General features: G+C 57.2%; 29 protein-coding genes and 1 pseudogene. 28 read left to right on the forward strand and 2 right to left on the reverse strand.

Going from position 1 to position 24,383, the window contains the following annotated elements; genetic code table 11:
• The first annotated feature begins 758 nt into the window (after nucleotides 1-758).
• From C7S18_RS06140 to C7S18_RS06250, 22 genes are all read left to right on the forward strand, one after another.
• Nucleotides 759-1,133 (forward strand): hypothetical protein, encoded by a 375-nt coding sequence (locus C7S18_RS06140; RefSeq protein ID WP_146151784.1) that lies wholly within the window; start codon nucleotides 759-761, stop codon nucleotides 1,131-1,133.
• A gap of 97 nt (nucleotides 1,134-1,230) precedes the next feature.
• A complete protein-coding gene (locus C7S18_RS06145; RefSeq protein ID WP_106890731.1) occupies nucleotides 1,231-1,551 on the forward strand; it encodes a hypothetical protein in 321 nt (106 codons plus the stop codon).
• 80 nt (nucleotides 1,552-1,631) lie between these two features.
• Nucleotides 1,632-2,021 (forward strand): DUF5071 domain-containing protein, encoded by a 390-nt coding sequence (locus C7S18_RS25280; RefSeq protein ID WP_106890732.1) that lies wholly within the window; start codon nucleotides 1,632-1,634, stop codon nucleotides 2,019-2,021.
• Between the two features lie 70 nt (nucleotides 2,022-2,091).
• Nucleotides 2,092-2,472 (forward strand): hypothetical protein, encoded by a 381-nt coding sequence (locus tag C7S18_RS06155; RefSeq protein WP_146151785.1) that lies wholly within the window; start codon nucleotides 2,092-2,094, stop codon nucleotides 2,470-2,472.
• A gap of 386 nt (nucleotides 2,473-2,858) precedes the next feature.
• Entirely contained in the window at nucleotides 2,859-3,269 is a 411-nt protein-coding gene (locus tag C7S18_RS25490) for a DUF7919 family protein (RefSeq protein WP_106890734.1), read from the forward strand.
• Nucleotides 3,270-3,378: 109 nt separating this feature from the next.
• On the forward strand, nucleotides 3,379-3,705 hold the full coding sequence (locus C7S18_RS06165) for a hypothetical protein (RefSeq protein WP_106890735.1): 327 nt from the start codon (nucleotides 3,379-3,381) through the stop codon (nucleotides 3,703-3,705).
• A gap of 104 nt (nucleotides 3,706-3,809) precedes the next feature.
• Nucleotides 3,810-4,274: a hypothetical protein gene (locus C7S18_RS06170; RefSeq protein ID WP_106890736.1), complete on the forward strand. Its 465-nt coding sequence runs from the start codon at nucleotides 3,810-3,812 to the stop codon at nucleotides 4,272-4,274.
• A 394-nt stretch (nucleotides 4,275-4,668) separates the two neighbouring features.
• Nucleotides 4,669-4,956, forward strand: a complete 288-nt coding sequence (locus C7S18_RS24165) for a hypothetical protein (protein WP_146151786.1) — start codon at nucleotides 4,669-4,671, stop codon at nucleotides 4,954-4,956.
• A 524-nt stretch (nucleotides 4,957-5,480) separates the two neighbouring features.
• Nucleotides 5,481-5,669, forward strand: a complete 189-nt coding sequence (locus tag C7S18_RS06180) for a type II toxin-antitoxin system HicA family toxin (protein ID WP_106890738.1) — start codon at nucleotides 5,481-5,483, stop codon at nucleotides 5,667-5,669.
• 5 nt (nucleotides 5,670-5,674) lie between these two features.
• Nucleotides 5,675-5,887: a type II toxin-antitoxin system HicB family antitoxin gene (locus C7S18_RS06185; protein ID WP_106890739.1), complete on the forward strand. Its 213-nt coding sequence runs from the start codon at nucleotides 5,675-5,677 to the stop codon at nucleotides 5,885-5,887.
• A gap of 92 nt (nucleotides 5,888-5,979) precedes the next feature.
• A complete protein-coding gene (locus C7S18_RS06190) occupies nucleotides 5,980-6,330 on the forward strand; it encodes a DUF3024 domain-containing protein (protein ID WP_106890740.1) in 351 nt (116 codons plus the stop codon).
• 106 nt (nucleotides 6,331-6,436) lie between these two features.
• The gene (locus C7S18_RS06195) at nucleotides 6,437-6,871 is read left to right on the forward strand and encodes a hypothetical protein (RefSeq protein ID WP_146151787.1); all 435 of its coding nucleotides are present in this window, start codon (nucleotides 6,437-6,439) and stop codon (nucleotides 6,869-6,871) included.
• A gap of 997 nt (nucleotides 6,872-7,868) precedes the next feature.
• Nucleotides 7,869-8,240 carry a hypothetical protein gene (locus C7S18_RS06205; protein WP_106890743.1) on the forward strand — a complete coding sequence of 124 codons (372 nt, stop codon included), beginning with the start codon at nucleotides 7,869-7,871 and terminating at the stop codon, nucleotides 8,238-8,240.
• Between the two features lie 403 nt (nucleotides 8,241-8,643).
• Nucleotides 8,644-9,216: a hypothetical protein gene (locus tag C7S18_RS06210; RefSeq protein ID WP_146151788.1), complete on the forward strand. Its 573-nt coding sequence runs from the start codon at nucleotides 8,644-8,646 to the stop codon at nucleotides 9,214-9,216.
• Nucleotides 9,217-9,342: 126 nt separating this feature from the next.
• On the forward strand, nucleotides 9,343-9,921 hold the full coding sequence (locus C7S18_RS06215; RefSeq protein WP_206207983.1) for a class I SAM-dependent DNA methyltransferase: 579 nt from the start codon (nucleotides 9,343-9,345) through the stop codon (nucleotides 9,919-9,921).
• A gap of 136 nt (nucleotides 9,922-10,057) precedes the next feature.
• Nucleotides 10,058-10,345, forward strand: coding sequence for a hypothetical protein (locus tag C7S18_RS06220; protein WP_106890746.1), 288 nt, complete (start codon nucleotides 10,058-10,060; stop codon nucleotides 10,343-10,345).
• 409 nt (nucleotides 10,346-10,754) lie between these two features.
• Entirely contained in the window at nucleotides 10,755-11,282 is a 528-nt protein-coding gene (locus C7S18_RS06225) for a hypothetical protein (protein ID WP_146151789.1), read from the forward strand.
• A gap of 123 nt (nucleotides 11,283-11,405) precedes the next feature.
• On the forward strand, nucleotides 11,406-11,837 hold the full coding sequence (locus C7S18_RS06230; RefSeq protein WP_106890748.1) for a GNAT family N-acetyltransferase: 432 nt from the start codon (nucleotides 11,406-11,408) through the stop codon (nucleotides 11,835-11,837).
• A gap of 603 nt (nucleotides 11,838-12,440) precedes the next feature.
• The gene (locus C7S18_RS06235; protein WP_106890749.1) at nucleotides 12,441-12,950 is read left to right on the forward strand and encodes a hypothetical protein; all 510 of its coding nucleotides are present in this window, start codon (nucleotides 12,441-12,443) and stop codon (nucleotides 12,948-12,950) included.
• 116 nt (nucleotides 12,951-13,066) lie between these two features.
• Nucleotides 13,067-13,459, forward strand: coding sequence for a hypothetical protein (locus tag C7S18_RS06240; RefSeq protein WP_106890750.1), 393 nt, complete (start codon nucleotides 13,067-13,069; stop codon nucleotides 13,457-13,459).
• A gap of 87 nt (nucleotides 13,460-13,546) precedes the next feature.
• Nucleotides 13,547-13,957: an SMI1/KNR4 family protein gene (locus tag C7S18_RS06245; protein ID WP_106890751.1), complete on the forward strand. Its 411-nt coding sequence runs from the start codon at nucleotides 13,547-13,549 to the stop codon at nucleotides 13,955-13,957.
• Nucleotides 13,958-14,581: 624 nt separating this feature from the next.
• Nucleotides 14,582-15,268 carry a hypothetical protein gene (locus tag C7S18_RS06250; RefSeq protein ID WP_106890752.1) on the forward strand — a complete coding sequence of 229 codons (687 nt, stop codon included), beginning with the start codon at nucleotides 14,582-14,584 and terminating at the stop codon, nucleotides 15,266-15,268.
• Nucleotides 15,269-16,800: 1,532 nt separating this feature from the next.
• Here C7S18_RS06250 and C7S18_RS24865 read toward each other — a convergent pair.
• Together C7S18_RS24865 and C7S18_RS06260 are read right to left on the reverse strand one after the other, a co-directional pair.
• On the reverse strand, nucleotides 16,801-17,139 hold the full coding sequence (locus C7S18_RS24865; protein ID WP_338022146.1) for a transposase: 339 nt from the start codon (nucleotides 17,137-17,139) through the stop codon (nucleotides 16,801-16,803).
• Nucleotides 17,108-17,797, reverse strand: coding sequence for a transposase (locus C7S18_RS06260; RefSeq protein WP_240623991.1), 690 nt, complete (start codon nucleotides 17,795-17,797; stop codon nucleotides 17,108-17,110). The genes C7S18_RS24865 and C7S18_RS06260 overlap by 32 nt, the downstream gene beginning before the upstream one ends.
• 114 nt (nucleotides 17,798-17,911) lie before the next feature.
• Here C7S18_RS06260 and C7S18_RS06265 point away from each other — a divergent pair, with 114 nt between their 5' ends.
• From C7S18_RS06265 to C7S18_RS06300, 6 genes and pseudogenes are all read left to right on the forward strand, one after another.
• Nucleotides 17,912-18,367 carry a hypothetical protein gene (locus tag C7S18_RS06265; protein ID WP_106890754.1) on the forward strand — a complete coding sequence of 152 codons (456 nt, stop codon included), beginning with the start codon at nucleotides 17,912-17,914 and terminating at the stop codon, nucleotides 18,365-18,367.
• 202 nt (nucleotides 18,368-18,569) lie between these two features.
• Nucleotides 18,570-19,031 (forward strand): macro domain-containing protein, encoded by a 462-nt coding sequence (locus C7S18_RS06270; RefSeq protein ID WP_106890755.1) that lies wholly within the window; start codon nucleotides 18,570-18,572, stop codon nucleotides 19,029-19,031.
• A 160-nt stretch (nucleotides 19,032-19,191) separates the two neighbouring features.
• Nucleotides 19,192-19,650 (forward strand): hypothetical protein, encoded by a 459-nt coding sequence (locus C7S18_RS06275; RefSeq protein ID WP_106890756.1) that lies wholly within the window; start codon nucleotides 19,192-19,194, stop codon nucleotides 19,648-19,650.
• A 109-nt stretch (nucleotides 19,651-19,759) separates the two neighbouring features.
• Nucleotides 19,760-20,170, forward strand: coding sequence for a hypothetical protein (locus C7S18_RS06280; RefSeq protein ID WP_206207984.1), 411 nt, complete (start codon nucleotides 19,760-19,762; stop codon nucleotides 20,168-20,170).
• A gap of 990 nt (nucleotides 20,171-21,160) precedes the next feature.
• Nucleotides 21,161-22,734 (forward strand): annotated as a pseudogene (locus C7S18_RS06290) (IS3 family transposase).
• A 1,181-nt stretch (nucleotides 22,735-23,915) separates the two neighbouring features.
• On the forward strand, nucleotides 23,916-24,248 hold the full coding sequence (locus tag C7S18_RS06300) for a hypothetical protein (RefSeq protein WP_146151790.1): 333 nt from the start codon (nucleotides 23,916-23,918) through the stop codon (nucleotides 24,246-24,248).
• Nucleotides 24,249-24,383 lie beyond the last annotated feature (135 nt).

Consider the following 24,383-nt stretch of genomic DNA (forward strand, 5'->3'; position numbering starts at 1 on the left):
CCTCACGTGTGCAGTTGGCTGCTACGTCGCGGCATGTGTAGTGGCTTTGCAGCCGCTGCGAGGTTAATGCGCGCGGATTTCCAGCCTAACTATGCATTCAAGCGGACAGCCGGGGGTATACTCGGCTCCTCCAACCATTCGCGGCCGGCTGCCGCTTAATTCAGACGTTAGGCGCCTTCCACGTATGCGCAGCTTCATGCTCAATCGCACAGTCACTACGCCGCCAGGCTATGTCGAGCGGTCATGTGTCCTCGTTAGCTACAGGCTTCCCTTCCTAAGGCATTGCTTCGCACTCTGCGCGGAGTGCACGCTCGAGCAAGCTGAAACAGAGCGCACCAGTACTCTTGCGTTCTTCCTGGCTGAAGCAGAGCGGTTGGCCCAAGCCGCAGTAGGTGACCCGCAAGCTTTTCTCCTGGTTCACAGTGGCCACACGGTCCGCAAGCGTCCAAACTGGCATCTCCACGTCTTTGTCATCCAGCATCGCTGGCAGAAGGCTTGGCTGTATACGATCCTTGGCCTGAAAAGCTTTGCCTTGGTACTGGCATCCCCGTTTCGGCGCTGGCTCGTCAGGCACCAGGCGCCTAACCCTTCCATCGAGAGGACGCTTTCCGGCCTACGGCCTCCAAGCGCCTCTCATGTCAAACGTTAGATCACTCGTGGCCGTCTCCTGGAACTCGCTAATTTGCACGCCGGATGCCGAAGCTCTTGGGGAGCTCCGGTCGTCTTGGTCTTGGTTGTTGTCGTCGCCTATCGAGCCCGTGCTTTTCTCCATTTTCGGGGACGTCTTCTTCCGCGCGGGTTCCGAAACGGTCTATTGGCTTAACACCGGCACCGGCGAGATTGCGAAAGTCTCTGAAACTATGGCTGAGTTTCAGGACTTGCTCGGCTCCGAGAAATCCGCCGAATGGTTCCTACCGGCGCTCGTTGAAAAGCTGCACGCCGCTGGAAAAGTTCCAGCATCCGGTCAGTGCTATACGTATGCCGTCTTGCCTGTCTTCGCTGAAGGGAAGTTCGAAGAATGGAACTTCAACCCTGTTCCAGTGCGCGAGCATTTTTCCGTCACGGCAAAGGTGTTGAAGGAAATCGCCGATCTTCCCAACGGCGCACGCGTGCGTCTGAGCGTCGTGGAGTGATCTAACTATGTGTTCAAGCCGACCGCCGAGGAAGTTGCTCGTATCATCCACACACCGTCACGCGGCGGCGGCTTAACACGGCGTTAGGCATAAATCCATGAAACCAGTCGACGTCGAATTGCACGATGCGTTACTCGAATCCGTAGCGGTCAACTACGCGAAGAAGTTGGTGTCGCTGTTGGTCGCGTACTACCCAGAGCCCGTGGCGTCGTCGAAGCGAGTACAAGCCACGATCATCTTCTCAGGTGTCGAGAGGATGAGCGGCTTCACCGACTTCTTTGAGCTTGCGAATAACCGCTTTGCAGGAAACATTAGCCATTGGAATCCCGCTGTTGGCGTTGGAACCACATACATCTACCTCACAGGCGGTATGTTCGCGGTCACCGCAAAGTCCGTGAAGTTCCGCGCTGAGGCCTAACTATGTGTTCAAGCCGACCGCCGAACAAGTTGCTTGTATCATCCACACACCGTCGCGCGGCGGCGGCTTAACACGGCGTTATGCGTCCTGAACTCTTCGCCCTCCTGCCTTGCGACAAGTCAGACACCGCCAAGGCCGAGGCGGTCATTGCAGCCGGCTATCCAGCAGTCGAGCCGCTTCTACCGCGATTGATCGAATGGGTGCAAGACATGAACTGGCCAGTCGCCGTGGTCCTGGCTCCGTTTCTCGCAGGAATCGGCAGGCCCATGGAGGACCATGTTCGTCAAGTCCTGATGACAACCGACGAAGTCTGGAAGTACTGGGTATTGGAATGCATTGTCGGAAAGTCAGCAGAACTCCTCGAATGTCTACGTCCAGAGTTGGAGAGAATCGCATCTAGTCCCACAGAGGGCGAGGCCGGTGAGGAAATTCATCTCCTGGCTCAGTCACTGCTAAGGGGCGCCAAGTGAGCCGGACGCATGACCCCTCCGTCAAGGGGACCTGCCTTCGGCAGGCCCCTTACGTCGAACGTTAGGCATCATGACTCAAGCCGCGCGCCAGGCGTTAGCCGCCCGATTCGACCTTCCCTGCAGTGTCGCTATGCAAGACTGGGAGTGGGAAGTTGCCGATCCCGACCGGTTCGAAGAATTCCTGAAGGCCTACACACCCGAATTGCCAGTCGATCAACGCCTTGCGTTAATGGAGATCCTCGTTCAATGCGTGGAAGATTCGGATTCAGAAGCAAAGCTCGCGACCTGTTGGCAACGCATCAAGCCGCTTCTGGAGAAAAACTTCAACCTTCATGCGGAGACCATCCAATATTGGGCCTGTTTGGAGGCGGGGCAACTGGATGAGATGTGGCGAATCAGCATCCTAATGCGCCAAGTTAAATCGCAGACGGCGGCCGACGATGACGCCTAGTCCTTCCATCGATGGGGTGCCCGGCTGGCTGCGCCGGCCGGGCACCCCCTCATGTCTAACGTTAGGCTTTGCTTGCCGGGCCATGTAATTCACCTTGTGGTGCGAGGTTACGCACGTTCCCGGCATTCCGGAGTAGTGGCTTCGGGATTCCTGTCCTCTGGCGCTCGCGCAAAAGCCCAACGGCGTTAGCCGGCGGTCAGAAATGAGGCGGGGCGCCAAGGCGCAGCATGTGCGCCAGTCTTGCCGCCATTCCAAGTGCAGAGCGCGTGGATTTCCAACCTAACTATGCATTCAAGCGGACAGCCGGGGGTATACTCGGCTCATCCGACCATTCGCGGCCGGCTGCCGCTTAATTCAGACGTTAGACGCCAACTGATCGAGTCGCAATGTTCTTCGCGGATCTCACACCATACGAGTACGGGCCATGTCAGCCCAATGACAACTTGGTAAACGTTGGCTGGCTCGCGCGTGAGCACCCATTCGCGAGTGGCGAGGTTCCGAAGGAATTCCTCATGGCCCTTCGCAAGTTGGTGGCGTCGCCAGTGAACTTGTACAGGGGCTCGCATATCTGCGAGCTTTGCCCAGCGCCACCGCTGAGGCTGAGCCCTGGTGGCATTCCTATGCTTTACCCGCCGCCCGAGACAACGGGGAACGGCGAAATACGGATCCGCGGCCTGCGAGGGCTTGTATACGTTGCGCCAGTACTTGTCGCTCACTACGTCGAAGCGCACAAATACCTCCCACCAGCCGAGTTCATCGAGGCTGTCGCGTCTTCTAGTAACGTCGCCGGCGCCTAACTATGTGTTCAAGCCGACCGCCGAGGAAGTTGCTCGTATCATTCACACACCGTCGCGCGGCGGCGGCTTAACACGGCGTTAGAATTCACCTTCAGCCTTCCAACGACCGATGAACAGAGAGCCCATTTTCGTCATCACTGCTCTGGCGCTAACAGCCGTAGGTGTGTGGTCGCTGTGCATGGTCGGTGTCATGCTCCACTACGGCTCGTTTGTGATTGATCGTCCATACAATCCACTTGGAGCTGAAGCTCAGATCGGTGTCTTTCTCGGATTCCGTTACGCGCTCCCAGGTCTGCTGCTGCTGACAGTAGTTGGGTGGGTGAAGCGCAAGGGCCTTCCGCGAGTGCTGGTGCTCGCACCCATCGTAGTTACGCTGGCGGCTTGCGTCTACTTCGGATACCTCCGAGTGCTTGTTGCATCAGCGGTGCCGCCGTGAATTCTAACTATGCGTTCAAGCGGACTGCGGGGAGAGGCTGCCGTGTTTACTGATGCTCAATCGGCCCTCAGCCGCTTAACGCGGCGTTAGGGGCGCCTTTCGCCATGCACCGCACCTGGCTGGCCCTCTCAGCAATCGTCGCGCTCCTGGCTTTTTCGGCCGCGCCGGTGCCGGCTGCAACTTTGAAGCCTCGGTTCGAAGAACTCCGGTCCGCCCTGGCTGCTCGCAAGAGCATCGCGGAACTGCGTCTGTTCTTTTCGACTCGTTTCTTCAATGAGAGAAAGTCCATCTTCACGCACGAGTTCCTCGACGACATAGTCGGCTTCAAGGCAGAACCTAGAAATTTTCACGAGACGGTCAGGGGCAAAAAAGGCTGCTTGGCGTATGCGGTTCCATACTCTGCCGAGGCGCCAGGCGACTGGGTCGAGTTGTCTGAATTCAGCTTCAAGGAAATCAATGGGCGCTGGGTGATTACCCACGCATCACATTCAATCAGCGCAACGTACAACTTCGTGGAGAGTGAACACCTCTGCCATACACTTGGCTGGCCGTGGAAGCATCACCCCTAACTATTTGTTCAAGCCGACCGCCGAGGAAGTTGCTCGTATCATCCACACACCGTCGCGCGGCGGCCGCTTAACACGGCGTTAGGCTTTGAATTGCCGCCACTTCGAGTTGTCCGGTGGTTCTGGTTGGTGCACACTTCCGGCGGTCATACGCTGCGGGTCCAGCGTCGCACTGATCTCAAGCACGGCCCGCGAGTCGGCTCGTGGCTGCCAGCCCTCACGTGTGCAGCCGGCTGCGAATTTGTGGCATGTGTTGTGGCTTTGCAGCCGCTGCGAGGTTAGTGCGCGTGGAATTCCAGCCTAACTGTGCATTCAAGCGGACAACCGGGGGTATACTTGGCTCATCCAACCATTCGCGGCCGGCTGCCGCTTACTTCAGACGTTAGGATGCAGTGCCTTGATTGACGCGTTGCCAACAGAGCAACAACGCAGACTGCTGAATGAAGTGGTTTCCCTCGCGCTCGTCGAAATTCGCCATCTGTGTAGTCTCGGCCTTTCCAATCAGGCTGGCGATCTCGCGGATGTGATGCACAATATTCCGAGAGAAATCTACGGTTGGGGCGGCTGGTCCTGGCAACTCACTGTGCAACTTGCGGCCGAGTACAACTCCCGATGGTCAAATAGCGAGAGCCCGCCGTTGTTAAACTACGCGGCTCGGCTCAACGCCATTCGTGCTGCTTCCTAACTGTGTGTTCAAGCCGACCGCCGAACAAGTTTGGCGTATCATCTACACACCGTCGCGCGGCGGCGGCTTAACACGGCGTTAGGTACCGCTCGTGGACGAATCCCATCTATCCTTTCCGGTCATCGCAGCGGCGTTCACGTGGTTGCCAATTCGAGGCTGCCCTGGACGGTCTGTCGCGCGAGATGTGCTTGGTACTTCTCCGCTAGATCTCGTCATCGCAGCAGATGTTGCAGTCTTGGAGCACCGCGCCGCCAATGCAAAAGACCTCGTATTGGTGGCTGAGTTTGATGGCGGTGGTCTAATTTGCTACAGACGAAAGGACGGCACCATGTGCTACACCCTGAATACCGTCGAAGGTATGGCCCGAAAACTGAGGCAGCTAGGCATTCCGGTTGGTGGCGCCTAACTTTGCATTCAAGCGGACAGCCGGGAGTATACTCGGCTCTTCCAACCATTCGCGGCGGGCTGCCGCCTAATTCAGACGTTAGGCGGCGAATGCTGGTGTCCTCAGGAGTGTCCAACGCGTGAAGGTCAGTGAAGTCTTGAAGCTGCTGCATGATGATGGCTGGTTCTTAGTCGCCACTCGCGGCAGCCATCGCCAGTTCAAGCACCCTAGCAAGCCTGGGCGGGTCACGATTGCAGGCAAACCCAGCGATGATTTGGCAACTGGTACACTTTTGAGCATACTCAAGCAAGCGGGACTGAAGAGGTAAGCTGCATGCGCTACGCCATCGTCATTGAACAAGCGGAATCGAACTTCTCGGCGTATGTTCCCGATCTCCCGGGCTGCGTCGCCACTGGCGGTTCGCTGGAGGAAGTAGAGCGCGAGATTCGAGAAGCCATTTCATTCCATCTTGAAGGGCTTCGTGAAGATGGGCTACCACCGCCGCCGGCAGCGAGCGTAGTCGAGTACGTCGAGATTGCAGCCTAACTGTGCATTCAAGCGGACAGCCGGGGTATGCTTGGCTCATACAACCATTCGCGGCCGGCTGCCGCTTAATTCAGGCGTTAGATGTTGATCCCATGGCACTCAGCGAACTTGAAACCGCTCGCGTAAGGAAGGTCGTCGGCGCATACGTTGAGTCGGTGCGCCCGCCCGCGCATATCCGCCCCAAGCTCGACATTTCGTTCCGAATCGGAAACCAGAGTGTCGAGATTGTCGACGTCAGGCCTGTCTGGAACGGCGCGCCTGGGGAGCTCATGGAGCATTCTGTGGCGAAGGCGACTTACGTTCGAACCGCCAATCAATGGAGGGTCTACTGGCTACGTGGCAACCTGAAGTGGCAAAGCTATGAGCCCGCTCCATCCGTTGACGCCATTGAACAGTTCGTCGAGCTAGTTCGAGAGGACGCTTGGTCGTGCTTCTGGGGCTGACTCCGCGTCAGCAACTAACTATGCATTCAAGCGGACTACGGGGAGGGATTTCGATGTTTCCTGATGAATTGTCGGCCCGCAGCCGCTTAACGCGGCGTTGGGCGGCGTGATGAGGCTCTTCGCGATCTTTGTTGCTCTTTTCTGCTTGCTGTACTCCTGCAGCGCGCGTTCAAAGCAGATGGAATTCGAGTTCGTCGCTTCGGCTCCTGAGTTTGAAGCCGCAACCTCTGAGTACCGTTCTATCTGGGCAAGCCAAGGCGACCGAATCGTTGAGGCGCTTGGGCGATACAGCGGGGTACAGATTCCCGACCGTCGGGTACGGATAATCGTTTTTGAAGGCACGAGCAACTCAGGCCGTTCTGGTGGTCCGCTTCGTTTGCGTGCCAGCTACTTTGAGCCCGTAAAGCGGGCCACCCTATCGCATGAGTTGTTGCATCGGTATCTTGATGAGGTTCCAGACCTGGGGGTGTGCTATCCAGAGATCCACGACATCATGGCGGTAATTCTTTTCGAGCTCTGGTCAGAGCTCTGGGGGGCATGACTTCGCAACTGAGCAGACGCAGGTTGAGTCCGCACGATCTGAGCGCTATCGCGTTAGCTGGGCGAGGGCTTTGGCGCTTAGTGAAGCTGAGCGGAGGTCAGCGATCGCTGGTATCTCCTCGTGCCGCCCCCCCAACTATGCGTTTAAGCGGACCGCTGGGAGAGAATTTCGTGTTTTCTGATATCCAATCGGCCAGCGGCCGCCAAACGCGGCGTTAGGCACTGTATGAAGCGAATGCTCGCGCTGGCAGTTCTTTTGGTCGTTGGCTGTGGCGAGCCCGTTGCAGTTCCGCCGCCCGTGGCTTCGGGCCAATATACTTTTCAACATCGTTTCGCTGAGCAACCAACAATCCCGAGCATTACAGTTGTCGCCACGATTGACGGCACGCACATCGTCCTTACAAATCCCAGAGCCTCCGGGCCATTCCCTGCGGGGGTTCTCGCTGAAGGTGAACTCATGTGGCACGCTGGCTCAAGCCAATGGATCATCGGCCAGACAGATGCCGAACGGACGCTTCAGGATGTGGGCGGATGCAGTGACGGGCCCGAGGTGGTTGATCTGGTCGGCAGAATCTACTGGACTTGCTAGCGTGGCAGCAGCGCCTAACAATTCATTCCAGCGGACGGCCGGACGCGAGCTTGGGCCGTCCAACCGTTCGCGGCCGGCCGCCGCTGAATTCAGGCGTAAGGCTTTGCTTGCCAGGCTGTGTAATTCACATTGTGGTGCGAGGTTACGCACGTTTTCGGTACACCGGCGTTGTGGCTTCGGGTTTTCTGTCCTCTGGCGCTCGCGCAACGGCCGAACGACGGTTGCCAGTGGCCAGGATTGGGGCAGGGCGCCCAGGCGTTGCATGTGCGCAAGCCTTGACGCCATTTCAAGGTGAGAGCGCGCGGATTTCCAGCCTAACTGTGCATTCAAGCGGACAGCCGGAGGTATACTCGGCTCATCCAACCGTATGCGGCCAGCTGCCGCCTAATTCAGACGTTAGACCTAAGTAATGAACATCTTCCGAATATGCTCGCTCTCTGCTGTCCTCTTGCTGGTGGCGTGTGCTCGTGAGTTCGAGTTCTCGCTACCCGATGATCAGGAACTTCAATTGACGGAGTATTCGAATGGCGCGGTTGATGGCCAATGCACTGTTGCCGTGGGCAGCAAGGCACAAAAGGCTCTGAATGCGTGGCTAGTTTCCAACAAGACGGGATGGGACTACACATACGCCACATATGCACCAGGCACGCTTGTCGAAGGGCCGAATTTCAGCATCAACGTGCAAGAAGGTCAGGTCATAATCGTCAATGTGGGCACTCAATACGTTAAGCCCGTCAAGGCGCCAGAGCTATCCTTTCTTTCCTGCAGCGCCGAATCCTAACTACGCGTTCAAGCCGACCGCCGAACGAGTTGCTTGTATCAAGCACACACCGTCGAGCGGCGGCGGCTTAACAGGGCGCTAGGCTTTTCTTAGCCAGCGATGTGGATCGCCTTGTGGCGCTGTGTTTTCTACGTCTCCAGCGCCCGAGCGTTGTGGCATCGGCATTTCTGTCCTTTGGCGCTCGCCCAAAAGCACAACAGTGTTTGCCGGCGATCAAGACTGGGGCAATGGCGCGAAGGTGCAGCGTTTGCCCTTGCCTAGCCGCCATTTCAAGGTCAGAGCGCGCGGATTTGCAACCTAACTGTGCATTCAAGCTGACAGCCGGGGGTATACTCGACCCATCCAACCGTTCGCGGCCGGCTGCCGCTCAATTCAGACGTTAGCTGCCGAAGGAGAGCCTGTGGTGAACTGGAAGCGCATGTTTGGAAAGCAGCGCAAAACTCCTCCGGATCAGACGGAAAATATCTTTCGCCGGCACTTTGACGGTGACTTCATTGCGTTTCCATTGGCTGAGCGCCTAGCTACTCTGTCAGACGTCGAAGAAGTAGAAGCACGGGCTGGAATGAATCTACCTCCTGCGCTTGTCGCGCATCTTGTGGGCCGCTTTCCGGGGGTTCACGTTGAGGTAAAGGAGAACATCTGGCGCAGGCCGAAGGCATTGGATGTTGGCCCGTTTTGGACTTTCCTCTACGGGTTCCATACGTATACGCCTGTGGAAGAAAGCGAGGATTGGATGCGGCTAGATCGCGCAGCAGAACAATTCTTGGTTGACACAGAGATCACTGCTGTCCCAATTTTGCGAGTCGTTGGCGATGCCGACGTCTACTGCGCCTGTGCAAATGGGTCCATTGCACGATACCGCCATGAAACCAACGAGCTTGAGCGCGTAGAAGGAGATTTCTGGCATGTTCTGGATCTCGAAGCGGCAGCACTGGCAGAGCGCAAAATGCGAATGAGTTCGCGGGTCGGCAGCTAACTATGTGGTCAAGCGGACTGCTTAGGCTGAGTCGCGTGTTTCCTGATAATTCATGGCGGCGCATCCGCTTACCGCGTCGTTAGGCGTCTCGAAATGCAGCACTCGATCATCGCATCTGCTTACGACATGCTGGCACCGGACTGGCTCGACAGCCGGTTCAACAATGCGAACGGCGTCGCACAGCACAAGCGTGCGCTTCAGTTCCTTGACCGACAAACCAGTGGCGGTTGGGCACTAAGTGTCGGGTGCGGATGCAATACGCGCTTCAACCCTCTTCTCCGTGAACAAGGCCTGTCGCTCGAGGGCGTCGACATCTCCGAACGCATGCTGGTTCTAGCTCGGAATGCCGACCCGGAAGTCCTCCTTCATCATGCCGACATCTGCACTTGGCGCACGGATCGAACTTACCGCTTCATGTCCGCCTGGGACAGTATCTGGCATGTGCAACTTGAGCAGCAACGAGCCCTGATGCTCAAATTGCTCGCCTCGCTGGATCGCGGCGGTGTTTTAGTGTTCACGGCGGGAGGATTTGACGGTCCGAGCGAACACATCGATTCCACCATGGGAACTGAGGTCTACTACAGCACTCTCGGCATCCCAGCCATTCTGGAAGTCATACAGGAGTCGGGTTGCGCGCTGCGCCATCTGGAGTTCGATCAATGGCCCCAGCGACACTTAGTGGTCGTTGTGCAGCGAGCCGCCTAACCCCTCGGGCGAGGCGAGGCCCAACGGCAAAGCACTGGGCCCGCCTACCGGGTTTGCGTATCATCCGTCCGGCGGGCCCAGCGCTTCGCCGTCGGTCCCGCCTCACCTCGAACGTCATGCCTAGCTGGAATCGTCGATGGCAATTGTAATTCTCGGCAAGACTGCCTGCTCAATCTGCGGGAACCTGCTCGTAGATGGCGACGACATCGTGAGCACCATGCACTTTGTTCATGACCAAGCGCACCCATTCTGGCGCTTTTCAGACTCCGGCATGCATCAGCGCTGCTTCATCGACTGGCCTCAACGCGAAGCTTTTCGGCAACTCCACAACCAGGCTATTGGCACGATGATCTGGGGCGAAGGCCACTCCTGGCACATGGACGAGCGCGGTAACATTTTGCGCGTGGAGGGTGTCCGTGGCTAAGCATAACTATCTGTTCAAGCAGACCGCCGAGGAAGTTGCGCGTTTAATCCAAGCACCGTCGCGCGGCGGCGGCTTAACACGACGTTAGGCTTTGCTTGACGGGCAATGGAATTCACCTTGTGGTGCGAGGTTGCGCACGTTCTCGGCATTCCTGCGTTGTGGCTTCGGGGTTTCTGTCCTCTGGCGCTCGCCCAAAAGCCGAACGGCGTTCGCAAGCGCTCAGGATTGGGGCAGCGCGCCTAGGCTCAGCGTGAGCCGCAGCCTTGCCGTCAATCCAATTGCAACTTCGCGCTGATTCCAGTCTAACCATGCATTCAAGCGGACAGCCGGGGGTATACTTGGCTCATCCAATCATTCGCGGCCGGCTGCTGCATAGTTCAGGCGTTAGGCTACACCAAGGGAGCATTGAATGTTCGGAATGTTCAAGAAGAAGGACCCGCCGCCCAAGCCGCCAAAGCAGTTTCCGCCGGTGCTCGATTGGCGGCCTTCTGTCTTGCAACCACTCGATCAAATTGTTGACCGCGTTCGCTACTACACGGATGGAAAACGAGACTTTGCCGTCTTTCAGTGCGGCACCGTGGCCATTCTTCCGGCGGGACTATCCGAGCCGGACGCTGCGCTCCATGCCAAGGCCGCACTTCACAACGTCTTCCATGCTCACCCGGATATGTGTCCGCTCAATATGGACGACGGGAACGTACTGGTCCGCTACAACCACGACGTTCTAACCGTTGTGCTCAAGAGCATAGCTTCCCAGCACTGGAGCGAGATCGAGCGCGAACATCAGCGTGCACTCGCAACGGATGAAGTCCTGATCACACCAATGGGGCCCAACAAGTTCGACGAGTTCGGGATGAAAGCCCTTTTCGGCAGGTGCTTCATGTTCATGGACGCGCAAGCTCCGACAGTCGTGCGAGTTGAGCGCAGTGTGGCCTAACCTTTTGCTCGAGCGGACCTCCACCGGCAAGGCGCTTGGGCCGCGAGCCGGCCAGTGGCATCGTCCGTCTCACGGCCCAAGCGCCTCGCCGGCTCCGGCTGCTCAGCTCAAACGTTAGGCTGCATGTCCGAATCCTTTTTGCGCCAAGCCACCGCGGCCGACATCCGAGGCATTTGGGAGGTGCGCTACGCGGTGACCGAGAACACCTTGACGCCCGGCCGCATCTCAGACGAAGAGGTCAGGGAGTCGATTGAAGACACAGGCCGAGGCTGGGTCATCGAAGAGGCCGGAAAGATTCAGGCCTTCGCCATAGGCATAGCCAAGACAGGGAATGTCTGGGCGCTGTTCGTCAGGCCAGACGCACAAGGCCGAAGCCACGGAACTCGGCTGCATGCCGCAATGATCGAGTGGTTCCGGGAGCAACCTATCGACAGGCTTTGGCTATCCACGGGTACAACTACGCGGGCAAGACAGTTCTACGACAAGAACGGCTGGGAGTGCGTCGGTCCTTACGGAACTGATGAGGTCAGGTATGAACGGCCGAATGCAGCCTAACTGGTTGTTAAACCGGAGCGCCAACGGCTGGCCACCTTGCCCGCGAGGCGCTGCGTGCATATCCTGCGCATCGCAGGCGAGGCGTTCATCCGTCGTCGCCCGATTGACTCTGCGTCAGGCGTCACAAGAACCGCCATTCGAGTCGTCCGGAAGCACTAGGGAGGGTCTGAATAAGTCCATCCTGGACTTTCAGACCCGCACCGAGTCCGGCACATGTCCGGATTCAGTGCTCCAGAATCAACCACTTGCATGTTTGATTCTGGGCGGGCCATCCATGGCCCGCATCGCCTCTGAACTTGTTCAGAGGCTCCCTAGGCTACGCGCACCTCGAGCCATCATGCGCTCTTGCATTGGCGCCGCAGGCCGCTGACGTTCGCGCAAATACGGATGGCGTTTGCCAGCGGTCAGGCATAGGGCAGGGCGGGTGAGCACAGCACCTCCTCCGGCCTTGCCGCCATTCCAAGTGAAGTACGCGTGGATTTCCAGCATAACTGCGGGTTCAAGCGGACAGCCGGGGTATACTCGCCTCATTCAACCATTCGCGGCCGGCAGCCACTCAATTCAGACGTTAGGCGTCTCTTCACAGGCTTCGTAGGAATCGAAATGATCCATCAGGACTTGGTCCCCTCTCTTCAACAAGCGCTCGCTCCATTCGGCTATGTGGAGCCGCTAGCCGCGATTTCGGTTGAAGGTATTGAGGGAATTCTCTTGGCTACCCAACGCAAAGCGACGGTTAGGTATTTGTGTGGCGTTTTCGAGCTTCCTGACACATTCGAGGTATCGCAAGCGCGTAAATTCATCGATGCAACGCGAAGAGAAATATCCAAGAGATACGCAAAATTCCCCTACTGGAAGGAGCTTGGAACGTACCTCGTCTGGATCTGTGACAAGAAGCAGCTTCAGCATCTGGAGAAAGCCGCTTCGGAATTCAAAGACCGAACAGGATTTCACGTCAATGTCATGTTGGGAGCAGTGCTTGCTGGAGCGAATGGCCAAAGCGTCCGATCAGAGCGCACGTGGGGTCTATTCGAATCAGGTGCGCACTTCGGTGCCATTGAAAAAACGGTTCGTGCGTGGTCGGAAAAGCGCGAAAGTGCGGCTGGAGATGCCTAACTTCGCGTTCAAGCCGACCAGGGGAAGTTATTCGTTTCAACCTACTGCTGCGGGCCGGCTGCGGCCTAACGCGGCGTTTGGCCTGAATGCAGGTAACCTAGTGATTCGGAGGTAACATGAGTCGGGTTGCATTGTGGCTAGTCGCGTTGCTCTTGGTTGGTCTGAGTGCGGCCGCGCTCGTAGAGGAAGTATTAGTTGGTGATCCGGGGCAGGGTCTATTGGTGCCTGGGTTGTTCTCTGTACTCAGTCTGTTAACTGCTGTCGGTCTCGTTCGTCGTGTGCAAATTGCCCGGCCAGTTGCGTCGGTACTATACCTACTTGTGGCACTTGGTGCCGGCTTTCAGTTCGTCGTCGCGGGAGCGATCGTCTTTCAAGCAGACCCATTCAATTGGGGCTTTTTCGGTCGCTTTTTCCTCAGTGCGGTTCTATTGCTTCTTGTCGTGGCATCTTTGCGGTGGCTGACAAAGCGATCAACTGTTGCTGCATTTCGGTATGGCGTTGAAGCCTAACTGTGCGTTCAAACGGATAGCCGCGAGAATACTCGACTCATCCAACCGTTCGCGGTTGGCTGCCGTTCAAATCGGACGTTAGGCCTCATGAACACGCTGTCGGCGATTGCAGAGATCGAAAAGACCTTTGGGTTCAAGTTGCCAGCGCACTATCGATTGTTCCTGACAGAGCGGTCGGACGACCTTGTCGAGTCAATTGAGATAGACGCACTTGTCGACTGGGCACGTGGCCCCACCGCGACAGTCGATTGTCTGTATTCCGGCAAGTCGATTCTTCAAAACGATGCGTCGGGGTGCAGTTGCGATCGGGAACGGAGGATGCTGATCATCGGCTACAGTGTCTTCGGTGCATACCTATACCTCTGCTGGGCCCAGGAGCAGTTAGGTCGCATCTTCTTCCGTGAGCCGTTTCAAGATGGAACGTATTACCTGGTCGCCAACAGCTTTAAAGACTTCTTGGCAAGAAGCAGGCCGATCGTGTATAACGATGAGGCCTAACTATGCGTTCAAGCTGATTGCCGAGGAAGTTGCTCGATTCATCCACACACCGTCGCGCGGTAGTGGCTCAACATTGGGTTAGAGGTGGCGCTTCATGTCAATCGTGTCTGAGATTGCGAGGGCCGTCGCCGGTGTTGCGCTCGGCATCGTTGCAGCATCCGCTATCCCAATCTGCGATATGCCTTTCGGCGAATGTGCTGCCTCAGGATGTCTGACGCTAGACCCCGCTTGCGCTCATTGGCTTGAGGCGTTGAGTGGGTTACTCTTCTCTGGTGGTATTGCGTTGCTGTCTCCTGCCCGGTGGCGACTTCCACCTGTTGCTGTCTTCCTCTTGCTAGTCGTGTCCCTGCTCGAAGGAATTGACTCCATTAGTTCCGGTGAGCTCCTGTAAGGAAGGCACGGGGCCGCATCATTCATGGTTGGGTACCTGCTCCTGGCAGGCGGGATGCTGGCGCTCGCAACCTGGCTGTTCGGGCTTCGGATTCTCTTCAGGTGCCGGCACCACGTATAACGATGTGTTCAAGCCGACCGCCGATCGACTTGCCTGTATCATCCATACACGGTAGCGTGGCGGCGGCTTAACACGTTGTTTGGGCTCATTGGCGACATCGAAGGGAATCTGAGATGCTGACGAAGATATTAGCCGCATTGGGAATTGGAATCGCTACAGTTCCAGCCACTGCCGCTGGTCTTTACACGCCTTACGCGGAGCCCCATGTAAATTTTCTGTACAACCTGCTCTTTTGCGACGATATCGCTCTGTTTCAAAGCAGTGAGGCACAGAAGAGCGACGGGGTTTGGTCGGTGCTTCTGGCAGACGAGGTAGATACCGCCGCACTTCGCAAGATCGCAGATGATCAAGCAAATGAGGGGCGCATCCGGGCGCTTGCTTATAACAAGCTGCGGGCCAATGGCGTGCAGGTTCCGAAAAAGGAACTGTTCGGGGTAATCGTCGAGGTTCCATTGGAGGATGGGTTGGATGTATTGGCAGCCTTTTCCGGAGGGGGCGTTCGATATCTTAATCAATCGGGAAAAGTTTCAATATTTGAAGGGCAAGGCAATCCTGTTGAAGGCTTGGCCAACGAGTTGCTCACCGCTGCACAGCCCGTTGTGAATGCAATTGGCCCTTGGGATAAGGAGCGACTTCCTCCGCCCAAAGCAGGCAATGTTCGCATAACGTTCCTGGTATCTGATGGCCTTTACTTCGGGGAAGGGCCATTCGGTGTGCTGGAGAATGATTCAATGGCCGGCCCCGTGCTTGCCAAGGCGAGCCAGTTGCTACAAGAGACCGTGGAGCTAAGCGTGAGATGAGTCCCAACCTTTCGCTGCGGGCGCGACCCCGCTGACGGGCCGCGGGCTGAGGTCAAACGCTAGGCGCTTGATGCCTGAGACCACAGTCTTCGCAGTGGTGCATGGCAAGGTACTCGCCTCCGGCGAGGAGCAGCATGGACGCTGACTTCCAGCAGATGCGGTGGTGCCGCTAGACACACCGACCCGGCGAGTCGAATTCACGGTTGAAGTGCAGATTGAAGGTCTTGGCCATTTGCTGTGCTACGCGTCATCGGACGGCTCGCTTTACAGCGACACTTGGGACGAATTCCAAGCCGATGCACAGTGCGTCGTCCATGAGGAGTTTGGAGTTCGAGCGCATGAGTGGCAGCGCGCCTAACCCGTCGCTGTCCCCGTCGGCCTAGTGCTGGCAATGCGAGCGTCTGTCTGCGGATTAACTCAAACGTTAGGCCCAGCAACAGCAAGCACCTGGATCGTCCCGTGGTGTGACGCTACGAGTCTTTCCGACGGTCATTCGTTGTGGTGCCAACGTCGCACTCCGTTGACGCCCGGTCCAAGTGCGGGATGACGACTACCAGCGGTCGAACGTGCGGCAGGCTTCTTCGGGTGGCATGTGGAGTGGCCTCGCCGTAGTTTCAAGGACAATGCATGTGGATCTCGAGTCCAACTGCGCATTCAAGCAGATTGCCGGAGGTATACTTGGGCAAGTCAACCATTCGCGTCGGGCAGACGCTTAATTCAGACGTGGAGGCTGTAGAAAGAGTCATTCGATTTCGAATTTCATAGGGAGTACTGAAACGTGACCGCACTGGAACGGCAGCATTCAACGATCGCCACATCGGTAGGCGTAAAGGCACCCCCAGAAATGTCCGCTCGACCACTGTTTAGACTTGTTAAACAACCTCGTTAGGTTCCTATGCGTTCTCTTATTCTTCTATGCACTCTGGCGCTCTTGCCTTCCTGCGCATCTATGCTAGATCTCTCACGTGCGCCCAACGACGTGCAAGCAGATCATTGCGATTCGGGAATGCGTCTGATGGGCCCTGGTTGGACCCGGTCGCGCGCACCAAGTGAGGACGAAGCGATTCTTGCGAATGTCCGGTTTAGCGCCGCTACTGTAGGTCTTATTTGGTATGCCAGGCATGATTCTGAGCTGGCCGCTTGCGCATTTACGAGAGATGCTCACGGCTGCGGATTCAGTGGCCACCAATTTGATTACAGGGACGGCCTGTGGTTTCACGCAAGTACTTGGATGCAAAGTGAGATTTGCGTGGTCGACTAGAGACCGAAGGGTTCACTCAAGCAGACCAATCAATCGCTGCACGATTGATTGGTCTGCTTAGTTTCGGCGTTGAGGTTGTAGAAGAATCCATTTGTGCGACCGGCGAGCGCTCACGAGGCCTCTCGCTGCATCGTTGCGGCGATAGGCTGTGTCGCATGCGGTCCAGATCCACTTGATGATCGTGACTCCGCCAGTACTTCCGTGCGCGCTCAGGCGGAATTTGCAGTGTCTTGAGTCGACCTCACGGCGCCTTTCTGGGCTTCGCCCACTTCTAGTTGTTGTGCACCAGGACGTATCGATTCCATTGCTCATTGACCTTTCGCTGGCCGCGAAGGTTGAGTCGGGCAAGCTCCTTGTTGTGACGGAGATTGCCGAACTCTGGTTCGACGGTGGCGAAGCACCGGCTGTATTCCTGCTGACCTCGATCACTATCGATGCGCTCGCGCATCGTCTGCGTGTGGGTCGCCGCCGGCTTCCTGCTGAGCACCGCGACTGGGCGCACCGTCGTCGTGTCCGGCTTGCGGAAGCACTGAGCGCGCAGTGCACAATCCGAGCAGGCCGAAAGTTGCGCGCGGAGTCTAATGCTCGGTCGACTCGTTGCCTGGCAGATTCAACTTCCGAATCGAACCGCGTGCCCCGTCGCGATCGGCGGGATGGGCATTCAGCCAACCGCGCATCCGAGTCGCTTCCTGTGTCATCCGCGCAATCGGTTCGGCGACCTCGTCTTCCGCGCCGTCGCGCCGGGAATCATCGTTCTGACGATGTCGGTCCAGCATCTGCTTCGAGACACGTTCAAGCTGCTCGGCTTTCGCCAGAAACTCGGCTCGTGTGCCGGAGCGGTACTTCGTTCCGTTGGCGGGAAACCTCACGCCATCGATGGCGAACATCTCTTGGCTGATCAATCCATCCTTGCCGACAATCATCAGAAGCTGCGCGGACACCGACGCGATCGCATCACGCGAGCGAGTGACGAAGTCGGCCATCATCGTGAAGTGCGGCTTGGCGTCGCCGGTGATCGCGATGAAAGAGGCGTTGTCGCAGCACGCCCGTTCAATGGCGCAAGCGCTGACGATTCCTTGCGAGTAGGCCAGCAGCACTGCCTTCAATAGCATCGACGGCGCATGTGCAGTCGCATTGGTCTGGTCGTTCCGGAAGTGCCGGTCGAATCCAGACAAGTCCAATACATCCACCAGATGGTACGTCGCATGGGCAAACGAACCCGGCACCAGCTGATCTTCCAGCACCACCGGCAAGAAACGCGGGCTCATGTCGACATACTTGTGACGTGCCGCTGCCGACTCCCTTGCGCTCAATCACCAAAAAAAGGCAAGATCTAGACCACTTTTTCCACAGCCTCGTTAGACATCGGAGACAAGCTGGGCATGATCACTACCGGATCGATCACTCGCGACGTCGCCGCTAGTCGATTTGAGTTTCTTGGTGAGCGCTTTCGTGGTCGGCGTACTGCCATCAAGAATTTCACTCACGCCGCACCTGAGTTTGTGTTTTGGATCTTCCCGGACGGGCGGCTCTTCGACGCTAAGGACGCGCACCGGCGGAATGTGCCCCGAGGCTACGAGTGGATCATCGATGACGAGCCAAATTACGGGGGATTTCTTCGCGGCCGAGTAGTTCGGTCAGTCGACCGGTTTCAATTGATAGTTGTCTATTGCCAAGAAGAAGCATTGGCTAGGCCATGCGAGTCCCTGAGCCAGTTCCTTTGCGGCATTTCGAGCTTACCCGTCCCACTTGACCATGAAGCCCTGGTGGTGAGTGACAACGGCGACATTTATGGAACTATCAATGATCTCCAAAACCGTGCAAGCGCCGATGCCTAGCCCTTCCATGGGGTTTGCGGGCCGTCAGGATTGATGCAGGGCGCCTTGGCAAAGCATGCACCGTGGATTTGCCTTTATTTCAAGTGAAATGCGCGCAGAATTGCAGACTAACTGTGCATTCAAACGGACAGTCGGGCGTATACTTTGCGCGGCCATTCATTCGCGGCCGGCTGCCGCTCAATTCAGAGGATAGGCGCTGCTCATGTCACTTTCAACAGTTCGTGGCGATCTCCTGCAGTTGGCCAGAGCAGGTCAATTCGATGTCGTCATTCATGGCTGCAACTGCCAATGCCAAATGGGGAAGGGCATTGCACTGGCAATCAAGAGCGAGTTCCCGGAGGCGTATGAGGCTGACCAAGCCACGCTCAAGGGTTTACAAGCAAAGCTTGGAACCATTTCGGTCGCCCAGATCCATCGACCAAGTTTCAGCTTCACCATCGTCAACGCATACACGCAGTTTCATTGGCGGGGGTCGGGCGTCAAGGCAGACTACGAGGCGATCCGTAGCGCTATGCGTTTGGTGAAGCAGCGCTTCTCAGGCAAACGCATCGGGTATCCAAAGCTTGGCGCGGGTCTTGCCGGTGGCGACTGGTCGACCATCTCCTTGATCATTGAAGAGGAGCTTGCAGGCGAAGATCACCGCTATGTTGAGTACGCTGTCTAACACCTTAATCGAGGGGATGTCATCGGGGCAGTCTGTGGTTCCAAGTCTGTTGTGCGTGGATTTGTCGCCAAACGGTTCATTCAAGCGGGCCGCCGGGCGTATACTTTGCATATCCAGACTTTCGCGGGCGGCCGCCGCTCAATTCAATCGTTAGGGTGCAATGAACATCTGGCTTGCAGGACTCGCTGCAGTTTTGGTCCAACCGCTCATCGTTCTGCTTCGCCTGTTGCCTGACTTCGTTGGTTCCTCGGGGTCACTGCGCGGGTTCGGGTCTGTGCTTCTTGTTATAATTGTTGTTGCCGCTTCAGTTGTTTTGATTTTCGGGATTCCAGTCTTCCTGATTCTCCGTCGAATAAAGCGCGTGGGCTGGGTGTCGCTCGGAGTTTCGGGCGCGCTGCTTGGAGGAATGCTGGCTGCATTTTCCTGGCCACGCACAATCGATGGGTATTCTGCGGGGCACACATTGCATGGCAAGTTTGTCGCCACGTATGTAGATGGTGTTCCCACCACCTACGCCTGGCTAACATACGGCGAGAGCGTTCTCTGGTTCGCAATGCATGGCTTGATTGGGGCGCTGGTCTTCTGGGCTGTATGGCGAGTGCGAGAGCGCCCAAAGTAATTGTTCCGGCCGACGCCTTTGGCGCGGCTCAATTCAGACCATGGGCGTCACATAGAGCATGAGAATATCGCTAGTCATCTTGATTCTGGGCATCGCGGCAGTCGCTACGTTGGCCTATTTTCATGGCGGTCGTCTGCCGCGTGAGTATCGGGAGCGTTCATGCCAGGGCCGCGGCTGGCGGAAAGCATTCCCTTTGGCAACGAAGCAGCAAGTCCGGGAGTTTCTTTCAGTCTTTGTGTCGGCGTTTGCATTCGACGAGTGCGAGAGACTCAAGCTATCGCCAGCGGACCAGGTTCTGAATATCTATAGGGCACAGTATCCAAGCCGCCTGCAGCCCGACGCAATGGAACTTGAAACACTGGCGCTTGATTTTGAGCGGCATTACAGGCAGAGGCTCGAAATGCTGTGGAACGACGATCTCACTCTGGGCGATCTGTTTCGCCACACGCTTGAACAAAGTGGCGTAGCGAATCGAGGCCAACCAAGCCATCGAGCGGACAGCTTGCCGGCAAAGCCTTAGAGCCACCGATCATGTCCAACTGTTGATTTCAGCCACAATGACAAGCTGCGAGCGCTACGAACTATGGCAAGAGCAAGATGGACTAACGTTCTTTGCGGCATCAAACCACGGAGCCTGCCGATTGCTGTCTGGCTCAGCGACTCTCATATGGTCTTGCATTGTGGGGCCATGGATGGAGGCGAAGCGTCTCATGCACGCGCATCTCGGCTGAGAGCCGTATGTTCCAATGTCTCGTTCGCGGGACTACTAAATATGTGTTCAAGCCAACTGTGCAGGCTATACTTCCGAGAGCTGTTAGTCCGCGCACAAGCGGCGACTTAACAAGGCGTCAGATTTCTATGTTGAACTTGCGAATTGCATTGCTCACATTCTTGTCAATCCAAATCTGTGCCTGTGCCTCTGTCTCAAAACAAAAGGCGTATGAGAAGATGGTGACGGAATTTCGTGACCGACTCGAGCTACTGTCCGGCGCTGAGTCGGAAGATTGCGGTAGCTTCGGACGGGGTGAAGACGGAAACGTGGAAGTGGCGTGCGCAAATGGGGCAATGGCAGCTGGAAAGGCATTTCGGCTCTATGGAAGAGATCTTGGGATAGACTCGATTTTGTACAAAGGGGTCGCGGTTGACGCTTCTGGGAAGATGTTCCTGGTTGTCGGTGATTCGGATCGACACGGCGGGGGTTCGTGGCGGGCTCATCCGGCCGTTTCTTCGTTCAGCTGCGAGACGCGCAGCGGTGTCTTCACACCCGAAAACGTGTTTGAATGCGTTGGTCGCAAAGAGCAATAGCTGTGCTTTCAAGCCGACCGTGGAACCGGCTTTTCGCGCAGGCCACGCAACGCTGCCGACGCGACTTATTGCGTCGCTCTGCGTTTTTTGCCCGTGAGGTCTAGGGTATGAGCATGCCTCGATACATCGAGCTAAGGCCCCCTACGTCAGACTAGTTGTCGCCTCGATAGAATTCCCAACCCCTGGGGCGATAGGAAGATGAGCAGTGGCCAGATACGGACAAGGATTCAAAGACAGAGCAGTGGCCAGATTGTTGCCGCCGGAGAGCAGTTCGATTGAGGTGGTTTCGGAGGCGGTCGGCGTGTCGGTTTCGACACTTGAGCGGTGGTTGAAGGACGCGCAAGCGAAACCGGCGATGGTGCGCTCGTGGACGGCTGCAGCGAGGTTGGAAGCCGTGATCGTGACGGCAGCGATGAATGAAGCCGACAAGGCGGCTTGGTGCCGGTCTCAGGGCGTGTATGTGACGGATCTGGAGCAGTGGCGCAGCAATGCGATGACGGCGTTGGCATCGCCTGATGAAGCGCGAGCGAGCCCACAAGCGACGCGCGCGGACCGGAAGCGGATCAAGGAGCTTGAGCGAGATCTGGCGCGGAAGGAACGCGCACTGGCGGAGACAGCGGCGTTACTGGTGCTATCAAAAAAAGTGGCGGCGATCTTCAACAAGGGCGAGGTCGAATGATCGACTTCGAGGATCGCCAAGCCCTGGTCCAGGACATTCAGGCAGCGCACACGAAAGGCGCTCGTTTGCATGCTGTCTGCGAGATCGTTGGAATCGACATCCGAACGCTGCAGCGTTGGAAGAAGATGCGGCCAAACAGCGATGTGCCGATCCCCGCGGATGGCCGCATCAACGCAGAACGGCCGACGCTGCCTCAGGCATTGACGGCTGATCAGCGCGAGTTGGTGCTGCGCGTCGCCAATGAGCCGCGGTTCGCTGATCTACCACCCGCGCGCATCGTGCCTCAGTTGGCGGACGAAGGCGTGTACGTGGCCAGCGAGTCGACGTTCTACCGCGTCTTGCATGCGCATCAGCAAATGGCACATCGGGGCCGAGCCAAGGCGTCGTCGCCACGTCGCCCACCAACCACGCACATCGCCACGGCACCAGGCCAAGTTTGGTGCTGGGACATGACCTATTTGCCGGCCGATGTCCAAGGCCAGTGGTTCTACCTGTATCTGATCCTGGATCTTTACAGCCGCAAAATTGTAGGCTGGGAAGTGCATGCCAACGATGACGCCGACTACGCCGCACATCTGGTTCGACGGACTGCCTTGGCTGAAGGCATCGCAACACACACCACCAAGCCGGTCTTGCATGGCGATAATGGTTCGACGCTAAAAGCGACCACGGTCTTGGCCATGCTGCAATGGCTTGGCGTGAAACCCTCGTACTCGCGCCCGCGCGTGAGCGACGACAACGCCTTTGTCGAGTCACTGTTCCGCACCGCCAAGTACCGTCCAGAGTTCCCAAGCAAGGGCGTCGCAAACCTTGAGGAAGCGCGCGCCTGGGCAAGTCAGTTCGTGCGCTGGTACAACCACGATCACCGCCACAGCGGCATCCGCTATGTCACCCCGGCACAGCGCCACGCTGGCGAAGATGTAACCATTCTTGCGGCACGCAAAGAGGTCTACGAACAGGCCAAACGCTCGAATCCGGCGCGCTGGTCCGGCAATACACGGGACTGGTCGCACATCAGCAAAGTCGCGCTGAATCCCGAACGCGATGCGAAGGTGCCGGCGCTATCGCAAAGCCAAGCAGCACAGCGGGCAGCAGCATGAAGACGGCATCAATGCGTCTCGCCGCGAACAATGACGCCGTGCTCACCAGTCAGCGCGAGCGCCAGAGGCGACTAAAAGGGCGCCTTCTAGCGCCCGTCGACTCTGGTGCCCAGTTCGAACGCGGCTCGGAGGTGCGGCCGGCTACAAGAGCCTAAACACGAAGTGCCGAAGTAACGACGCGACAACTACCTTGACATGCACCGAAGGACAGGAAACTGTGACAGCAGCCCCGCATGGACTGCGACGGTCAAGCTATGTAGGTCGAAGGCTACGGTCTACTCCAATCCGATATCTCGAAGTTTCACGACAGTGAAAGTTAAAGCCACGGGATCTCGCATGCCGACCACAACGCTTAGCCCTGCAGTAAGTCGGATGACCGGACCTGTACGTGGCGCATGCAACTGCTCGTTGCCGGCTGTCGCTTTACTCGGACGCGAGGCGTGACGACAGTGGGCATAGCCGGTCAACCTGTAGAGGGCGACATGATCAACGTCACAGAGGCCGAGGCGTTGCTCGGTACGCTGTGTGTGAAGTACGGTTTTTGTCTGCCGCCTCTTTGGCATGCCCGGTTAGTACATTGCCCGCCCAAGTCTGTCGTGAAGTTCACCGACGCCGTGTTCCATGCCGAAGGGCTCGATCCGCGTACTGCCGATAGCTCGACCTACGCCGCTGTGCGTGCAGAGGTTTGCGCGGCCTTTGAGCGAAGCAGGGCGTCAGCCGCGGTTCTACTGCCTAACCCCTCGTTCGAGCGGAGGGGTGAGGACTAAGATGCTAAGGAGCCTCTGAACAAGTTCAGAGGCGATGCGCGCCATGGATGGCCCGCCCAGAATCGAGCACGCAAGTGCTTGATTCTGGAGCAATGAGTCCGGCACATTGGCAGTGGTCATGTGTTGCAGGCATTGCGCTGGTTTCCCGTGGCGATCCGAGCCGGGTAATTTGCGTTTGGGCATCGGACGCCACGCCCAAGCAAACGGATGACGCTTGCAATGGGCCAAAGGCAAGGCAACGCACCTGCTGTTGCGTGCGACGTGGGCTCGCCACCAGCCCAACGTCGAAGTGCGCGGATCTCCAGACCGACTGTTCCGCAACTGCACATCCGGCTATAAGCTTGACCGATACAACCGTCTCCGGCCGGCTGCCGCCGAGTTCATAGGATAGGTGACTGAATGAGATCTGCGTCAGTGAAAATCATGTTTCTGATCGCAACGGCGCTGCCAGTGCTCTATGTCGTGGCTTTCATCGCCTTCATGATGTTGAGCATTCTCAGTCCAGGTAGTGAGATGCCGTTTACCCAAGAGAATTTCGGTTTGATGTTTGTGGCACACTTGCTGGTTATGGTGTGGTCGCTTGGGTTGCTGGTTTTCTATATCGTTCATCTGTTCAGATCAAGAGCTACACCAGACAGCTACAAAGCCCTTTGGGCGATTCTTTTCTTCTTCGGTGGCCCGTGTGCCATGCTGGTGTATTGGTTTCTGTGCATTTGGCCCGATGCGGAGTCCAAGACAGTTGCATGACTATTCATTGACGCGTACCCACGAGCGGACGCTTGGCCGATACCGCGGTCCGCAGCCTCGCTGCGCGTTGCGAACGCCTCAAGCACGCTACTGCGCCATGGGCGGCGCGGAGCGCAAGGGGAATGCGGAAGTGCA

It is taken from the genome of Ahniella affigens (genome assembly GCF_003015185.1).
In the GTDB taxonomy this organism is placed as follows: Bacteria; Pseudomonadota; Gammaproteobacteria; order Xanthomonadales; family Ahniellaceae; genus Ahniella; species Ahniella affigens.

Bases quoted from the DNA above. Each gene is read 5' to 3' on its own strand.
- C7S18_RS06170 (WP_106890736.1), top strand. From the start codon at position 3,810: ATGCACCGCACCTGGCTGGCCCTCTCAGCAATCGTCGCGCTCCTGGCT.
- C7S18_RS06215 (WP_206207983.1), top strand. From the start codon at position 9,343: ATGCTGGCACCGGACTGGCTCGACAGCCGGTTCAACAATGCGAACGGC.
- C7S18_RS25490 (WP_106890734.1), top strand. From the start codon at position 2,859: ATGTTCTTCGCGGATCTCACACCATACGAGTACGGGCCATGTCAGCCC.
- C7S18_RS06155 (WP_146151785.1), top strand. From the start codon at position 2,092: ATGACTCAAGCCGCGCGCCAGGCGTTAGCCGCCCGATTCGACCTTCCC.
- C7S18_RS06185 (WP_106890739.1), top strand. From the start codon at position 5,675: ATGCGCTACGCCATCGTCATTGAACAAGCGGAATCGAACTTCTCGGCG.
- C7S18_RS06260 (WP_240623991.1), bottom strand. From the start codon at position 17,797: ATGAGCCCGCGTTTCTTGCCGGTGGTGCTGGAAGATCAGCTGGTGCCG.
- C7S18_RS06275 (WP_106890756.1), top strand. From the start codon at position 19,192: ATGAACATCTGGCTTGCAGGACTCGCTGCAGTTTTGGTCCAACCGCTC.
- C7S18_RS06225 (WP_146151789.1), top strand. From the start codon at position 10,755: ATGTTCGGAATGTTCAAGAAGAAGGACCCGCCGCCCAAGCCGCCAAAG.
- C7S18_RS06245 (WP_106890751.1), top strand. From the start codon at position 13,547: ATGAACACGCTGTCGGCGATTGCAGAGATCGAAAAGACCTTTGGGTTC.
- C7S18_RS06220 (WP_106890746.1), top strand. From the start codon at position 10,058: ATGGCAATTGTAATTCTCGGCAAGACTGCCTGCTCAATCTGCGGGAAC.
- C7S18_RS06235 (WP_106890749.1), top strand. From the start codon at position 12,441: ATGATCCATCAGGACTTGGTCCCCTCTCTTCAACAAGCGCTCGCTCCA.
- C7S18_RS06240 (WP_106890750.1), top strand. From the start codon at position 13,067: ATGAGTCGGGTTGCATTGTGGCTAGTCGCGTTGCTCTTGGTTGGTCTG.
- C7S18_RS06205 (WP_106890743.1), top strand. From the start codon at position 7,869: ATGAACATCTTCCGAATATGCTCGCTCTCTGCTGTCCTCTTGCTGGTG.
- C7S18_RS06230 (WP_106890748.1), top strand. From the start codon at position 11,406: ATGTCCGAATCCTTTTTGCGCCAAGCCACCGCGGCCGACATCCGAGGC.
- C7S18_RS06190 (WP_106890740.1), top strand. From the start codon at position 5,980: ATGGCACTCAGCGAACTTGAAACCGCTCGCGTAAGGAAGGTCGTCGGC.
- C7S18_RS06145 (WP_106890731.1), top strand. From the start codon at position 1,231: ATGAAACCAGTCGACGTCGAATTGCACGATGCGTTACTCGAATCCGTA.
- C7S18_RS06250 (WP_106890752.1), top strand. From the start codon at position 14,582: ATGCTGACGAAGATATTAGCCGCATTGGGAATTGGAATCGCTACAGTT.
- C7S18_RS06270 (WP_106890755.1), top strand. From the start codon at position 18,570: ATGTCACTTTCAACAGTTCGTGGCGATCTCCTGCAGTTGGCCAGAGCA.
- C7S18_RS06265 (WP_106890754.1), top strand. From the start codon at position 17,912: ATGATCACTACCGGATCGATCACTCGCGACGTCGCCGCTAGTCGATTT.
- C7S18_RS25280 (WP_106890732.1), top strand. From the start codon at position 1,632: ATGCGTCCTGAACTCTTCGCCCTCCTGCCTTGCGACAAGTCAGACACC.
- C7S18_RS06165 (WP_106890735.1), top strand. From the start codon at position 3,379: ATGAACAGAGAGCCCATTTTCGTCATCACTGCTCTGGCGCTAACAGCC.